A 14,074-nucleotide genomic window follows, 5' to 3' on the forward strand; every position below is an offset into this window, starting at 1 on the left:
GCGATGAAGACTGGTCACGACGTCGTCGTCATCGGTGGGACCGGGGTGGACACCACGGCCTACGTGCCCGAGCTGCCCCTGCCGTACGCCGACACCTACGCCGTCCCCCCGGTGATCGACCGGATCGGCAACACCGGCAGCGGCGTGGCGCTCGGCTGTCACTCACTCGGCCTGAAGGTCAAGCTCGTCGACCTGATCGGCGACGACCCGCAGGGCCGTTTCATCCGGGCCCACATGGAGGCCAAGGGGGTGGAGTTCGAATGGGCTCTGGCCCCCCAGGGCACCCGGCGCAGCGTCCTGCTGGTCGGCCCCGACGGGCGGCGGCTGTCGCTGTTCGACCCGCGTGACGCGCCCGGCGAACGGCTGCCCAGGGAGCTCTACCTGCCGGCGGTGCGCGAGGCCCGGCACGTGCACGTGTCGCTCACCGGTTTCTCCCGGCACGTCTACCCCGACCTGGAGGGCGGGTCCGTCTCCACCGACCTGCACGACTGGGACGGGGACAACGACTTCCACCGGGACTACGCCTACTCCTCCGACCTGGTCTTCCTGTCGGACACGGCGCTCGGCTCCCGCCGCGAGGCCGTCATGCGCGACATCCTGACCGGCGGCCGCGCCAGGACCGTGATCTGCACGTCGGGCGCCGAGGGCTGCCACGTCCTCGACGCCGACGGGCTGCGGCACTTCCCCGCCGCCCCGCTGCCCGGACCGGTGGCCGACAGCAACGGGGCCGGGGACGCGTTCGTCTCCGGCGTCCTGTACGGCCTGCTGTCGGGCCGGTCCCTGGACGACTCCGTCCGGCTGGGCGCCGTCGCGGGCGCGCACGCCTGCACGTCGACGGGCACCCACGAGAACCCCATCGACGAGCCGTCCCTGCTCAGCCGCAGGGAGGAGCTCGCCCGCGTCCAGCCGTCCTGACGTCCAGCAGTCCTGATCTCCCGCCGGGCCTGACGTCCCGTCCGCCCTGGCGTCCTGCCCGCCCTGGCGTCTCACCGGGCCGGTGTCTCACCGGGTGGCGTCCTGCCCTGCCCATGGCGGTCCGCCGACCGTGACTTTAAGCCATTAATCACTACACTGAGTAGCTATGGGGGCATCGCAGGATCAGATCATCCGGACGCTCATCCCGGCGCGGATCGACCGGCTGCCCTGGTCGCGCTTCCACACCAAGATGGTGGTCGCGCTCGGCGTGGCCTGGGTGCTCGACGGCATGGAGATCACCATCGCCAGCGCCGTCGGCGACGTCCTCCGCGACAGGCAGACGCTCGCCCTGACCTCGGCCGAGGTGGGCTTCGCCGCCACGGTCTACCTGCTCGGCGAGGTCGCGGGCGCGCTGCTGTTCGGACGCCTGTCGGACCGGTTCGGGCGGCGTAAGCTCTTCATCATCACGCTCGGCCTCTATCTCGTCGCCAACGGCATCACCGCGCTCTCCTTCTCCTACTGGTGGCTGCTGATCTTCCGGTTCTTCGCCGGCATGGGCATCGGCGGGGAGTACGCGGCGATCCACTCGGCCATCGACGAGCTCATCCCCGCCCGCTACCGGGGCCGGATCGACCTGGCGGTCAGCGGCACCTACTGGCTGGGCGCCATGATCGGCACCGCGTCCACCTACGTCCTGCTCAACCCCGACCTGCTCCCGGTCGACCTGGGCTGGCGGCTCGGCCTGCTGATCGGCCCGCTCATCGGCCTGGCGATCTGGAGTCTGCGGCGGCACCTGCCGGAGAGCCCGCGCTGGCTGGTCATGCACGGCAGGGAGCGCGAGGGCGAGCTGGCGGTGCGGGAGATCGAGGAGCACGTCCGGGAGTCCGGCAAGGAGCTGCCGCCGGTGGACGAGCGCAAGGTCATCGGGATCCGGCCGCACGGCACGGTCAGCTACCGCGACGTCCTGCGCGTGATCTGCAGGGACTACCCGAAGCGCTCGGTCCTCGGCGCCACCCTGATGGTCAGCCAGTCGTTCCTCTACAACGCGATCTTTTTCACCTACGTGCTGGTGCTCTCGCAGTTCTACGGGGTGAGCGCCTCGGAGGCGTCGAAATACCTGTTCGCCTTCGCCGTGGGCAACCTGCTCGGCCCGTTCGTCCTGGGGCCGCTGTTCGACACCGTCGGCCGCAAGCCGATGATCTCCTCCACCTACATCACCTCCGGCCTCCTGCTGGCCGTGACCGGCTGGCTGTTCAAGGAGGGCCTGCTCACCGCGGCCACCCAGACCCTCCTGTGGTCGGTCATCTTCTTCATCGCCTCCGCCGCGGCCAGCTCCGGCTACCTCACCGTCAGCGAGCTGTTCCCGCTGGAGATCCGGGCGCTGGCCATCGCGGTGTTCTTCGCCGTCGCCCAGACCTTCGGCGCGCTCGGCCCGGCCATCTTCGGCGCGCTGATCGGCGACCAGGCCAACCCCGACCCGACCCGCCTGTTCTACGGCTATCTGGTCGCCGCGGGCATGATGGTGCTGGCCGGGATCGTCACCATCCTGCTCGGGGTCAAGGCGGAGCGGACCTCCCTGGAGGACATCGCCCCGCCCCTGTCCTCGGTCAGGGCGTGACCTACCGGCCGCCGAGCTCGCCGAGCAGCGCGGCCGCCCGCTCCCGGTAGGCCGCCACGTTGCGCATCTTGACGTGCTCGTAGCCGCGGATCACCTCCGGCAGCTCGGCCAGCTCGCGGACCCGGTCCTCCGTCTCCGGGCGCAGGTGCGAAAGGGCGCTGTGCACGTCGCGGGTGTACTCGGCGACGAGCTCGCGCTCGGTCCTGCGGACCCCCGCCCCGCCGAACGGGTCCAGCCGGGTGCCGCGCAGCACGCGCATGCCGTACAGCAGGCGGAAGGCCGGGTCGAACCAGGAGCCGAGACGGATCTTGCGGTCCATGCCCAGGGCGCGCAGGACCGGCGGGTGCAGGTTGTAGGAGATCTTCGCCCCGGGGCCGAACTCGGCGGTGACGCGGGCCCGCTCGGCCGGGTCGAGGTGGAGCCGGGCCACCTCGTACTCGTCCTTGTAGGCCATCAGACGGTGCAGGTGGCGGGCGTAGGCCTCGGTGATCGGGCAGTGCCCGGCCGAGATCTCCGCCTCCCTGGCGAGGACCGCGCGGACCGCCTCGACGTAGCGGACGGCGTAGCGCGGGTTCTGGTAGGCGGCGAGGTCGGGCACCCGGACCAGCAGGATCCGGTGCAGCTCGGTGCCGGGGGCGGCGACCGAGTCGACGAGCCTGACGATCTCGGGGTTCGGCGGCTGCTCGACCGGCGCGGGGGAACCGGTCGCCCGTGCCACGGCCTCCGGGTCGGCGACGACGGCCCGGCCCCAGTGGAAGGCGGCGATCGTCCTGTCCGCGCTCTTGCCGCCGCCCAGGCGGATGGCCCGCTCGATCGCCTCCAGGCTGAGCGGGATGAGCCCGCGCTGCCAGGCCGCGCCGACCACGATCGTGTTGGCCGGCATGTGGTCGCCGAACAGCTTCTGGGCGACGTCCTCGGCGTCGAGGTAGACGTTCAGCTCACGCCGGGTGCGCGACTCCAGCGCGCCGACCTGCCCGCCGAGGTCGGTGACGTGCGTGGCCGGGTCGAGGACCATGGAGCCGGTGGGCGCCAGGCTGGTGGAGACCACCGCGACGGTCCGGTCGCGGTCGGCGCCGCGCAGCTGCTTGGGGTCGGTGGCGCCGATCAGGTCGAGTGCGAGGTAGGCGTCCACGCCGCCCGTGCCGGCGCGGCCGGACCGGTCACCGTCGCCGCCGCCGTCGAAGATCAGGATGTCGGAGACGACCGTGCCGCCCTTCTGGGCCAGGCCGGTCTGGTCGAGCCCGCGCGACTGCCTGCCGTCGAACATCGCGGCGGTGCCGAGGATCTGCGCCACCGACACCACGCCGGTGCCGCCGATGCCCACCAGCCGGATCATCGTCTCCCCGGTCCGCGGCGGCGGAGCGGGCATCTCGGGGGGAGCCGGTACGGCGGCGCGCCCGCGCGAGGCCCTGCCCGGCGTGACGGTCAGGAAGGAGGGGCAGTCGCCCTCCACGCAGGAGTAGTCCTTGTTGCAGGACGACTGGTGGATCTCGGTCTTGCGGCCGAACTCGGTCTCCACCGGCAGCACCGACAGGCACTCGGACTTCTGCCCGCAGTCGCCGCAGCCCTCGCACACCCGCTGGTTGATCGCCACCCGCCGGACCGGGTCGGGCAGGTCGCCCTTCTTGCGCAGCCGCCGCTTCTCGGCCGCGCACTGCTGGTCGTGGACCAGCACGGTCACGCCGGGTGTCGCGGCCAGCTCGCGCTGGGCGTCCTGCAGCGCGGTGCGGTCGCGGACCTCGGCGATCCGCGCCAGCCTGACGCCCCGGTAGCGCTCGGGCTCGTCGGTGGTGACGATCACCCGGCGCACCCCCTCCACCTCCAGCCAGCGGGTCAGGTCGGCCACGGCGAGGGACGGGGTGATCGTCTGGCCGCCGGTCATGGCGATGGCGCTGTTGTAGAGCAGCTTGTAGGTGATGTTGACGCCCGCGCCCACGGCGGCGCGCACGGCGAGCGAGCCGGAGTGGTGGAAGGTGCCGTCGCCCAGGTTCTGGAAGATGTGCGGGGTGTCGGTGAACGGCGCCTGGCCGATCCACTGCGTGCCCTCCCCGCCCATCTGGGTCAGGCCCGTCAGCGTGCCCTTGCCCTCCCGGTTGAGCACCACCATCGTGTGGCAGCCGATGCCCGCGCCCACCGGGGCGCCGTCCGGGACGGCGGTGGAGCGGTTGTGCGGGCAGCCCGAGCAGAAGAACGGGGTGCGCTGGGCGCCGAGCAGCTTCAGCGGTGCCGGGCGGGAGATCACGGCCAGGCCCTCGGCGATCTCGGCCCGGCCGTCCAGGCCCTTGCGCCGCAGCCGGAAGGCGATCGCCTTGGCGGCCAGGTCGGCGTCGACGCTCCCGGCCCGCGGGATCAGGGGGGCGCCGTTCTCGTCGAGCTTGCCGAGGACGCGCGGGGCGTCGGCGGTGCCGTACAGGACGTCCTTGACCAGGGTCTCCAGCAGCGGGGCCTTCTCCTCGACGACCAGGATCTCCTCCAGGCCGCGGGCGAAGGTCCGCACGACGCCGGGCTCCAGCGGCCAGAGCATGCCGATCTTGAGGATGCGGATGCCCAGTTCGGCGGGGTCCACGCCCAGCTTGCGGAAGCCCTCGCGCACGTCGTAGTAGGCGGTGCCCGAGGCGACGATGCCGAGCCAGGCGTCGCGGGGGTCCACGGTGATCCGGTTGAGGCCGTTCTCCCTGGCGTAGGCCCGCGCCAGCTCCAGGCGCGGGCCGACCAGCGTCCGCTCCATCTCCAGCGACCAGGGGGTCAGGAGCGTGGCGTCCGGCGTGTGCCGGTACGGCCTGCCCTCGTACTCCACGACCGGCATGACGGGGACCACCCGGCCGGGACCGACGCCGACCGTGCCGGTGCCGTCCACCACGTCGGCGACGGCCTTCACCGCCACCCACAGGCCGCTGGCCCGGGAGGCCGCGATGGCGTGGCGGCCCAGGTCGAGCAGCTCCTGGACGCTGCCGGGGTGGACGATCGGCATGCCCAGCGCGGCGAGCGCGCTCTCGGTGGCCGAGGGCAGCGTCGAGGACTTGCAGGTCGGGTCGTCGCCGCAGAAGGCGATCAGGCCCCCGTCGGGGTGGGCGCCGACGAAGTTGCCGTGCCGGAACGCGTCGGCCGCGCGGTCGACGCCGGGGGCCTTGCCGTACCAGACGCCCAGGACGCCCGCCTTGCGCGGCAGGGGGAGCGACGGCACGAGCTGGCTGCCCCAGACGGCGGTGGCGCCCAGCTCCTCGTTCTGGCCCGGCCGGTGCACGACGCCGAGCGGCCCGGCGTGCCGGTGCGAGCGGGCGAGCTCCTGGTCGAAGCCGCCGAGCGGGGAGCCGGGGTAGCCCGACACCATCGCGCCGGTGTCGAGGCCGGCGGAGCGGTCGGCGCGCATCTGGTCGAGGATCACCCGGACCAGCGCCTGCGTGCCGGTCATGAAGACCTGGCCCTCGTCGAGGACGTACCGGTCGTCGGGGGTCACCTCGCGGGCGTCGGCGAAGATCGTCATGGTTGTGGTCCCGTCTGTCTGCGCCGCTTCGATTGCCCGCAAGGTTATGTCAGGAGGTGCGAAATCCGATGTCAATATTTATTGCGATTAGCGGATTGGTTAGCATCCGTTGCCATGGATGCAACCGATCGCGCAATTCTCGGTCTTCTGCAGGCGGAAGGGCGGCTCAGCAACCTCGAACTCGCCGAGCGGGTACGGCTGACCCCTTCGCCGTGCCTGCGCCGGGTCCGCAATCTTGAGGAGTCGGGGGTGATAACCGGCTACCGCGCCATGGTCGACCCCACCGCCGTCGGGCGCGGGTTCCAGGTTCTCGCCTACGTCGAGCTGGAGGGGCAGGACGCCGAGACCGTCACCGCCTTCGAGGCGGCGGTCATGGAGGTCGAGGACGTGGTCGAGTGCCTGCGCATGTTCGGCCGCCCCGACTACGTGCTGCGGGTCGCGGTGCCCGACATGGACTCCTACAGTCAGCTCTGCCTGGAGAAGCTCGGCCGCCTGCCCGGGCTCGACAAGCTCACCTCCCAGATCGCCATGAAGGCCCTCAAACCGGGGGGCGTCCTGCCGCTGTGAGCGGCCCGGACGGCAGGCGCACCGCGATCATGGCGATGTCGTCCTTCCCGCCGGCGGTCAGATCGGTCAGCAGTCCCTCGCAGAAGTCCTCCAGCGGCTCCCCGGCGAGCGTCGTCGCGTGCCGGCACAGCCGGTCCAGGCTCACGTCGAGGTGCTCGCCCGGGCGCTCGACGAGGCCGTCGGTGTACAGCAGCAGCGTGCTGCCCGGTGGCAACGGCTCGACGGCGTTGGTGCGCGGCCTGTCACGCAGCACGCCCAGGAGGGGGTTGGCGGCCCCCTCCAGGAGACGGCCGCGGCCGTCGGGGGTGACCAGCAGGGGCGGCGGGTGCCCGGCCACCGAGTAGCTCAGCTGCCAGCCGCCCTCCGTCGTCTCCAGGCGCGCCAGGACGCAGGTCGCGGTCTCATCGTCGTAGAGGGTCTCCATGGCCGTGTCCAGGCGCCTCAGGATGTCTCCGACCGGCTCCTCCCGGTCGACGGCCAGCCCTCTGAGCATGTTGCGCAGCTGGCTCATGGTGACGGCGGCCGGCAGGTCGTGGCCGGCCACGTCGCCGATCGTCAGCATGGTGGCGCCGTCGCGGAGCCGGAAGCAGTCGTACCAGTCCCCGCCGACCTCGGCGGCGGCGGGGCTCGGCCGGTAACGGGCGGTGATCTGCAGGCCCGGGACGGTGGGCGGCTCCGGGAGCAGGCTGTGCTGCATGGCCAGCGCCGTGCGCTGCGTGCGCCGGTATTCGATGGCGTTGCTGAAGGGGTCGTGCGCGTGGTCGAGCATCTGGCCTATCAGGGCGACGTCGGAGGTGCTGAGCGGGGGGCGTCCCCCGCAGGCGGAGGCGGCCACCACCGCCGCCACGGTGCCGTCGACGATGACCGGCACGAGGACCACGCTGTTGGCCGCGGCCGAGACGAGCCACGCCTCGGCCTCCGCCGGCGCGACGCCGGGCGCCGGGGCCCCCGGCGGGAACGTCCGGTGAATGGGGCGGCGGCGCCGTACCGTGCGGGCGAACACGTTGTCGGGGGCGAAGGTCTCCTCGCCGTGCTCGGGCAGCGCGGGCAGGCCGGGCCGGACCGCGGAGGCGACGAGGTGCGCCAGGAGCGGCGCGTGCTCGGGCCGGTCCGGCGAGTGGGGCAGCAGGTAGATGATGCAGCCGTCGGCGAGGTCCGGCACGATCACATGGGCCAGCGCGGTGAGCATCTCCTCCAGGCGCGTGATGTCGGCGGTGGCGGCGGCGGCCCGGTCGAGCAGCTCCCGGCGCTGGTCCTCCTGCCATTCCTGTTCGATGTCGGTGCAGCTGCCCACCCACTCCACCACGGTGTCGCCCTCCAGCACCGGCACGGCCCGGACGTTGAAGTGCCGGTAGGTACCGTCGGCGCGGCGTATCCGGTGGACGTGCTCCCACAGGGGCGGCACCTCCCGGGCCGCCCGGGACCACGACTGGACGGTCGGCTCGCGGTCGTCGGGGTGGACGGCCTCCAGCCACCCCTCCTCCCTGAACTCCTCCCACGACTGCCCGGTCACCTTCTCCCAGCCAGGGCTCGGCTCGATGACACTGCCGTCGGGCGCGGTCACCCAGACCATCTCCGCGCCGACGCTGCCCAGCTTCCGGTAGCGCTGGAGCAGACGGCCCCGCTCCTCGGCGAGAGCCTTGATCCGCCGCGCGGCGGTGACCTGCTCGGTGACCTCCACCGACACCAGCAGCACCCCGCGCTCGTCGCCGCCGAGAGAGATCTCCGAGAGGCTGAAGGTGAAGAAACGCTCCTGCGGGCCGGTGTCGGCGTAGTCGATGGCCACCGAGGCCTCGGTGACGGTCACCGGCTCCCCGGTGCTCAGGACCTGGTCCAGCAGGCCGAAGTAGTAGTCCCGTTCGACGTGATCGCTGAACGCCTCGCGCGCGAGGGTCCTGATCGACCTGTCACCGAAGACCGACCGGTAGACGGCATTGGCGTAGACCAGCCGGTGGTCTCGCACACTGCTCACCGACACCCCGACAGGGGCCGGATCGAACACCTCCAGCCCCAGCCCGCTGGCCCTCTCCTGCCGGGCAGCTCTCATCGTGCCTTCCCTGGCCAGACCCTCCGTGCGCACCGGCGTCGAGCTCTGCCCGGCGCACTTCCCCTGAATGAGTCGCATACCCAAACAGTTCGGGCTTGTATCCACGATGGATGCCGCCGGGGTGGAAGATCTACGCTACGCCCGCAGGAGCGACCTCACCACGCGGTGGACGGCTCTAGAGCGAGCCGCCCTTGATGCGGGTCAGGAAGGTGGCCCACACCTCCGGGGAGAACAGCAGCGCGGGACCGTCGGGGTTCTTGCTGTCGCGGACGGCGACGACGCCGGGGAGGTTGACGGCCACCTCGACGCACTCACCACCGTTGCCGTTGCTGCGGCTGCTCTTGCGCCACCGGGCACCGGTCAGATCCATGAACTCATCCTCTTCTCGATAAAGGCCGCCGAGGCGGCCTGTGGGAGTGCCCAGGAACGCAATGCGTCGAACTGGGCCGACAGGGGGTCGACCCGGGCCGGATCGGTCAGGAGCTGCGCGTTCTCCGCGTTCTCCATGTAGACCACGTCGGGCGCCCCCTTGAAGGAGAGGACCAACATGGGTCCGGCCAGCCCGGGGTAGGCCCCCACCTCGAACGGGATCACCTGAAGGGTGACCCGTGGCCGCGCGGTCGCCTCCAGGAGGTGCTCGAGCTGCTCTCGCATCACCCGGGCACCACCGATGGGGCGCGCCAGCACGGCCTCATCCAGCAGGACGAAGAGAATCGGCGGATCGGGCCGGTCCAGCAGCCGTTGCCGCTGCATCCGCACCGTCACCATCTCCTCCACCTGCTCGACGGTGTCGAACGGCCGACCCGAGCGGGTCAGCGTCCGTGCGTAGTCCTCGGTCTGCAGCAGCCCCGGCACCACCGCGAGCTGGTAGTTGCGCAGGGTGCGCGCCTCCCACTCCAGCTCGAACAGTGAGCGGACCCAGGCGGGCGAGGACTCCCGGCCGATCAGCGGCCAGAGCTTGACGAGCGTTCCGCCGGTCTCCAGCACCTCGTCGCATCTCTGCGCGAACTTCCTGGTCGGAGCGCGCATGGCGGTCTCGACCAGACCCACCAGCGAGGTGGAGTAAGTCGTCCGCTTGGCGAGCTCCTGCTGGCTCCAGCCCATGGCCTCTCGCAGCCGGCGCAGCTCGGAACCCCAGTAGGCCATGACACTGGCACTGGGATCCAGCTCGTTTGGGGCGGGCATGGGGGCTCCCGTCCTTTCGGGTCCTACATGTGTCGGGGTGGGTCCCACAGCGGACCCCAACCGAGATGCATGTGTCTCTTAGTAATCGGACACCTACCGAAAGTAATCATCCCACGGCACCCTGGGAATGGGAAACGGTCTGCCGTTTTCATCGAACGCCGAGAGGAGGTGGGCAGTGGCGAACCTCCGAGGTGTGCTCGCGGAGACGCCCGCCGTTCAGGCCGCGTGTCTGCTCCGTGACGAACTGGCGCGGCACGGCGTCGAGGGCGACGTCCACGACGGCTACGGCCTGGCCCTGGTGTCCGTCTGGGCCGACCTGGTGGTCTGGACGGACGGCGTGGTCTACCGCTGGTGGACCGGGCGCCTGTCGCCGAGGACCAGGCAGCGGCTCTACGCCGTCTACAGCCTGGACAGCCCGGCCGCCGTGGCCCGCGTGGTGGCGCTGCGCTACGCCGAGCTGAGGGAGCGCCATCCGCGCTCCGGGCTGATCGCCGAGGCGCTCCGCGCCCGGCCGTACGGGAGGGAGGGGGGACTGGCCGGCCTGCTCCGCCCGGCGGCCGATCCTGCCGGCCTGCTCCACCCGGTCGCCGGGCCGGCCGGGTGCGACGACCGGGCGTGCGTCCCCCCGGCGTCCCCGGCCGCCCCGCCGCTGGACGCCGTGCCCGGCCGGTGAGAGGGCACGGCGGCCGGTGAGGGGGAGCGGCGGCCGGGGCGCGGGGGCGGGAAGGCGCGGGGTGCGGGGGCGGCGGCCGGGGTGCGGGAAGGTGGAGGAGATCGCCGGGCGACGGTAAAATCGTCCGCCGGGCACGGGCATGTCGGCCCCTCCGACACCGCAAGCCTCCTCGCCGCATCCGCCGACGCCGTGATGAACTGCTTCGGTGAAGGGCGCCGGGACCCGCAGCCGCCGAAGGGATCTCTCATCATCATGTCGCCGCGGTTCCGAGGCGGGCTGACAGCGGTCGCGGGTGTGCTGGTCGCTCTCGTCCTGGCGGGACACCGGCAGGTGCCCAACTGGCGGGGCCTGGGCAACACGCTCGACAGCGGCCTGCCCTGGCTGGGCCTGGCGGTCCCGGCCCTGGCCCTGGCCGCCCTCGCCCGCTGGTCGTGGCTCGCGCTGACCGGAGTGGTGATCCCGGCCGTGATGTGGGCGGCGATCTTCGGGCCCGCGTTCGTCCGCACCGCCGGCGCCGGCCCGCGGGACCTGCGCGTGGTCCACCAGAACGTCAGCTACGCCAACGGCGACCTGGTGGCGACGGCCAGGGCGCTGCGGGCCGCCGACGCGGACATCCTCGTGGCCGCGGAGATCCCCGACGACCCCGCGCCGGCCGACGGAGCGGTCGACTCCGCCTTCGTCCGGGAGATCAACCCCGGCTACCCCCACCGCTTCCCCGGCAACCCGGGTGTGGCGGTGTGGAGCAGATACCCCTTCGAGGGCCTTCCACGGCCGGTGCCCGGGGTGCTGCGCGCACAGCAGGCGATCATCGACACGCCGCAGGGCCCGGTCAGCCTCTACGCGGTGCACCTGGCCTCCTTCCGCCCCTACCGGCCGTCCGTCATCGCCAACCGCAACGCCGAGGTGGAGGCCCTGGCCCGCGCGGTCCGGGCGGACCCCAGCCCCCGGATCATCGTCGTCGGCGACCTGAACACCGCGACCACCGACCGGGAGCTGAGCCGCCTCACCGCGCTGCTGTCGCCGGTGTCGGAGCAGGCCGGCACCGGCCTGCAGTTCACCTGGCCCGACGCCTGGCCCGCCGTCCGCCTGGACCACGTGCTCACCCGGGGTTTCACCGGCCTCGACAGCCGGGTGCTGCCGGGGTCGGGCAGCGACCACCGCGCGATCCTCGCCGACCTGAGGGGCTCCGCCCGTTAGGGCCTGTACGGAGTTGAGATCAAAGGGATCCGCCTCGCTCTGGCCTCCGATCCTGGCGGGCCGTCGCCATGGCGCGTGGAGACCGCACCGACGAGGAACGGTCCGTGATCGAGCCTCACCCGCCCCTGGACGAGCGAGGCCCGATCCCGGCCTGCGGCAGCGCTGATCGGCCACTCACGTGCCACCCTTCCGGGGAGAGGTCTCAGTCCACGTCGACGTCGTCGAGATGCCGTAGGAGGCGTGAGAGGACGCGGATGCAGGCGGCGATGTCGTCGTCGGTGAGGTCGCCGCCGACCTGGCGCAGTACCGCCCGCTCGCGGTCGAACACGGCGGTGATGGCGGCCTGGCCCTCCTCCGTCAGCCGGATGAGCGAGGACCTCTTGTGCGCTGGATTGGGGACGGACTCGGCCAGGCCTCGCGCGGCCGCGTCGTTGATCATGCGTTGCACGAACTGGCGGCTCAGCGCCTGGGCCCGGCCCATCTGGGGGACGGTCATGGGCCCATCCTTGCGGAGCATGTTGAGCACGGCCCGCACGCCCACCGACAGCCCCTCGATGGGCGCGTCCTGCTCCACTTTGCGATAGGCGCGCCGGTAGAGCGGACCCACGAGGTCGAACACCTCGGCGAGCCGGTCGGTCGATTCTTCGGACGCCGGGCCACGGTCTGTCTCGCTCATCCTCTTATATTGACAGCTCAGTTGTCATCTTGGCCAAATAATGACACCTTAGTTGTCATGAAGGATCTGTTCTGGCTCGACACCGGCGCCGGCCGCCCCCTCGTCCTGCTGCACGGCGGCTTCGTGGACCACGGCATGTGGGACGACCAGATTCCCGTCTTCGCCTCCCGATACCGCGTCATCGTCCCCGACGCCCGTGGCCACGGCCGTTCGGCCAACGCCACCGAGCCGTACCGGCTCACCGACGACCTCGCCGCGCTGCTCCGCCATCTGGGCGTGGGGCCTGCGATCATGGTGGGAGTGTCCATGGGCGCGAGCATCGCGGTCGAGACCGCGCTGGAGCACCCGGAACTGGTCAGCGCCGTGGTCGTCAGCGGCGCGGGAACCGGCGAGCCGTACCTCACCGACCCCTGGACCACCCGGTCCATGGCGACATGGCATGCGGCGATGGCCGCCGGTGATCTGGAGGCCTCGATCGAGGGCTTCATGCTCTTCGCCGCGGGCCCGTACCGCACCGTCGATGATCTCGATCCCGGCGTCGCCGCCCGCCTGCGTCGAATGGTCAGGGCCACCATGTCCAAGCACACCGCCGGCGAAGCGAACCTGCTCGTCCCGGTGCGCGACACCTGGGAGCGCGTCCCCAAGATCCACATACCCGTGCTGGCCATCAACGGCGCCCTGGACTCGCCCGACCACATCGGCATGGCCGAACGCCTCGCCGGCACCGTCGCCGACGGCCGCGCGACCGCGATCGACGGTGCCGCCCATTACCCCAACATGGAGCGCCCGGACCTCTACAACGACATCCTCGAAGACTTCCTGCACACCGTGTGACCACAGCACAGGCGGCACTCAACCGGGCCTGGGTCAGGCGGATGGGGTCTGCCCAGCTGACGGCTCCTAGCGGTGCTCTTCCCGCCGCGGGTCCGGCAGCCTGTCGAAACGGATGGCGCCCAGCAGGTCCGCCGCCGGGCGGTCCAGCACGGTGACGCCCGCGGCCGGCGGGAGGGAGCCGCCGCGGGCGCGGGCGACGAGCACCCGCCAGCGCCGGCAGTGCCGGGCGAAGCCGGTGGCGGTGACGACCCGGCCGCGGGACAGCTGCCCCGCGCGCGCGACCCCCGGCTCGACGTCCAGCAGGATCAGGTGGACCTCGCTGCCGACCCGGCGGGTCAGCCAGGCGAAGCCGTACAGGATGTGCGGCCAGGTGCCCCGGGTGTGCGCGACGACGCCGTGCCCGCGCAGCAGCGCCCGCGCGATCCGCGACACATGGGTGGCGTGCACGATCGGGGTGCGGATCCGCGGCGGGATCGGGCCGAGATAGCGGGCCCACCAGTTGCGGGACTGCCGCGAGTCGATCACCCGCACCGCGCCGGCCCGGACCGGTCCCCGCTCGTCGCCGCGCAGTCCGTACAGCCGGTCCAGCAGGGTGCTCTTGCCCGCGCCGGGCAGCCCGGCGAGCAGCACCAGCGACCCGGGGGGATAGCTCAGCTCACCGGCGGGGACCGTCCCCGGCCGGAGCGGACCGGCGGGGACCGTCTCCGGTCGGAGCGGACCGGCGGGGGCCGGAGCGGAGGTCGGAAGCGGTCTGTCAGCCGGCATGGGGGCTCCTCGAATGCGCTCGGCCATTCGAGGTCTCCTTCACCCGCACCTCGCGGGCGACCGCCCGGGGACGCCGTGGGGCGTCCGTATTGACCGGACCGGTTCTTGGGAAG

12 protein-coding genes are annotated in these 14,074 nt (G+C 72.0%); 6 read left to right on the forward strand and 6 right to left on the reverse strand.

Translation table 11 applies throughout. The features are described 5' to 3' along the window. The first annotated feature begins 3 nt into the window (after nt 1-3). A complete protein-coding gene (locus J2S55_RS07675) occupies nt 4-915 on the forward strand; it encodes a carbohydrate kinase family protein (RefSeq protein WP_306858309.1) in 912 nt (303 codons plus the stop codon). 166 nt (nt 916-1,081) lie between these two features. Next, a complete protein-coding gene (locus J2S55_RS07680; protein WP_306858311.1) occupies nt 1,082-2,533 on the forward strand; it encodes an MFS transporter in 1,452 nt (483 codons plus the stop codon). Nucleotide 2,534: 1 nt separating this feature from the next. On the opposite strand, the gene J2S55_RS07685 is transcribed toward J2S55_RS07680, so the two are convergent. Further along, on the reverse strand, nt 2,535-6,017 hold the full coding sequence (locus tag J2S55_RS07685) for an indolepyruvate ferredoxin oxidoreductase family protein (protein WP_306858312.1): 3,483 nt from the start codon (nt 6,015-6,017) through the stop codon (nt 2,535-2,537). A gap of 114 nt (nt 6,018-6,131) precedes the next feature. Between J2S55_RS07685 and J2S55_RS07690 the strand changes: the two genes are divergently transcribed. Beyond that, complete coding sequence (locus J2S55_RS07690) at nt 6,132-6,584, forward strand: Lrp/AsnC family transcriptional regulator (RefSeq protein ID WP_306858313.1); 453 nt, start codon at nt 6,132-6,134, stop codon at nt 6,582-6,584. On the opposite strand, the gene J2S55_RS07695 is transcribed toward J2S55_RS07690, so the two are convergent. From J2S55_RS07695 to J2S55_RS07705, 3 genes are all read right to left on the reverse strand, one after another. Continuing rightward, entirely contained in the window at nt 6,556-8,631 is a 2,076-nt protein-coding gene (locus tag J2S55_RS07695) for a SpoIIE family protein phosphatase (RefSeq protein ID WP_306858315.1), read from the reverse strand. The genes J2S55_RS07690 and J2S55_RS07695 overlap by 29 nt on opposite strands. Before the next feature lie 175 nt (nt 8,632-8,806). After that, a complete protein-coding gene (locus tag J2S55_RS07700) occupies nt 8,807-9,001 on the reverse strand; it encodes a DUF397 domain-containing protein (protein ID WP_086577970.1) in 195 nt (64 codons plus the stop codon). After that, a complete protein-coding gene (locus J2S55_RS07705; protein WP_306858318.1) occupies nt 8,992-9,816 on the reverse strand; it encodes a helix-turn-helix domain-containing protein in 825 nt (274 codons plus the stop codon). The genes J2S55_RS07700 and J2S55_RS07705 overlap by 10 nt, the downstream gene beginning before the upstream one ends. A 175-nt stretch (nt 9,817-9,991) precedes the next feature. On the opposite strand from J2S55_RS07705, the gene J2S55_RS07710 reads away from it, so the two are divergent. Beyond that, a complete protein-coding gene (locus tag J2S55_RS07710; protein ID WP_306858320.1) occupies nt 9,992-10,489 on the forward strand; it encodes a hypothetical protein in 498 nt (165 codons plus the stop codon). A gap of 252 nt (nt 10,490-10,741) precedes the next feature. Then, nucleotides 10,742-11,686 (forward strand): endonuclease/exonuclease/phosphatase family protein, encoded by a 945-nt coding sequence (locus tag J2S55_RS07715; protein WP_306858321.1) that lies wholly within the window; start codon nt 10,742-10,744, stop codon nt 11,684-11,686. A gap of 202 nt (nt 11,687-11,888) precedes the next feature. Here J2S55_RS07715 and J2S55_RS07720 read toward each other — a convergent pair whose 3' ends face one another. Next, a complete protein-coding gene (locus J2S55_RS07720) occupies nt 11,889-12,362 on the reverse strand; it encodes a MarR family winged helix-turn-helix transcriptional regulator (RefSeq protein WP_306858322.1) in 474 nt (157 codons plus the stop codon). Between the two features lie 57 nt (nt 12,363-12,419). Between J2S55_RS07720 and J2S55_RS07725 the strand changes: the two genes are divergently transcribed. Beyond that, entirely contained in the window at nt 12,420-13,196 is a 777-nt protein-coding gene (locus tag J2S55_RS07725) for an alpha/beta fold hydrolase (RefSeq protein ID WP_306858324.1), read from the forward strand. A 66-nt stretch (nt 13,197-13,262) separates the two neighbouring features. Here J2S55_RS07725 and J2S55_RS07730 read toward each other — a convergent pair whose 3' ends face one another. Then, nucleotides 13,263-13,961 carry an ATP-binding protein gene (locus J2S55_RS07730; RefSeq protein ID WP_306858325.1) on the reverse strand — a complete coding sequence of 233 codons (699 nt, stop codon included), beginning with the start codon at nt 13,959-13,961 and terminating at the stop codon, nt 13,263-13,265. Nucleotides 13,962-14,074 lie beyond the last annotated feature (113 nt).

The sequence above is a fragment of the Streptosporangium brasiliense genome, from assembly GCF_030811595.1.
In the GTDB taxonomy this organism is placed as follows: Bacteria; Actinomycetota; Actinomycetes; order Streptosporangiales; family Streptosporangiaceae; genus Streptosporangium; species Streptosporangium brasiliense.

What these genes read in the sequence shown, in the direction of transcription:
- J2S55_RS07695 (WP_306858315.1), bottom strand. Translation starts at nt 8,631, where the DNA reads ATGAGAGCTGCCCGGCAGGAGAGGGCCAGCGGGCTGGGGCTGGAGGTG.
- J2S55_RS07705 (WP_306858318.1), bottom strand. Translation starts at nt 9,816, where the DNA reads ATGCCCGCCCCAAACGAGCTGGATCCCAGTGCCAGTGTCATGGCCTAC.
- J2S55_RS07715 (WP_306858321.1), top strand. Translation starts at nt 10,742, where the DNA reads ATGTCGCCGCGGTTCCGAGGCGGGCTGACAGCGGTCGCGGGTGTGCTG.
- J2S55_RS07685 (WP_306858312.1), bottom strand. Translation starts at nt 6,017, where the DNA reads ATGACGATCTTCGCCGACGCCCGCGAGGTGACCCCCGACGACCGGTAC.
- J2S55_RS07700 (WP_086577970.1), bottom strand. Translation starts at nt 9,001, where the DNA reads ATGGATCTGACCGGTGCCCGGTGGCGCAAGAGCAGCCGCAGCAACGGC.
- J2S55_RS07720 (WP_306858322.1), bottom strand. Translation starts at nt 12,362, where the DNA reads ATGAGCGAGACAGACCGTGGCCCGGCGTCCGAAGAATCGACCGACCGG.
- J2S55_RS07675 (WP_306858309.1), top strand. Translation starts at nt 4, where the DNA reads ATGAAGACTGGTCACGACGTCGTCGTCATCGGTGGGACCGGGGTGGAC.
- J2S55_RS07730 (WP_306858325.1), bottom strand. Translation starts at nt 13,961, where the DNA reads ATGCCGGCTGACAGACCGCTTCCGACCTCCGCTCCGGCCCCCGCCGGT.
- J2S55_RS07680 (WP_306858311.1), top strand. Translation starts at nt 1,082, where the DNA reads ATGGGGGCATCGCAGGATCAGATCATCCGGACGCTCATCCCGGCGCGG.
- J2S55_RS07690 (WP_306858313.1), top strand. Translation starts at nt 6,132, where the DNA reads ATGGATGCAACCGATCGCGCAATTCTCGGTCTTCTGCAGGCGGAAGGG.
- J2S55_RS07725 (WP_306858324.1), top strand. Translation starts at nt 12,420, where the DNA reads ATGAAGGATCTGTTCTGGCTCGACACCGGCGCCGGCCGCCCCCTCGTC.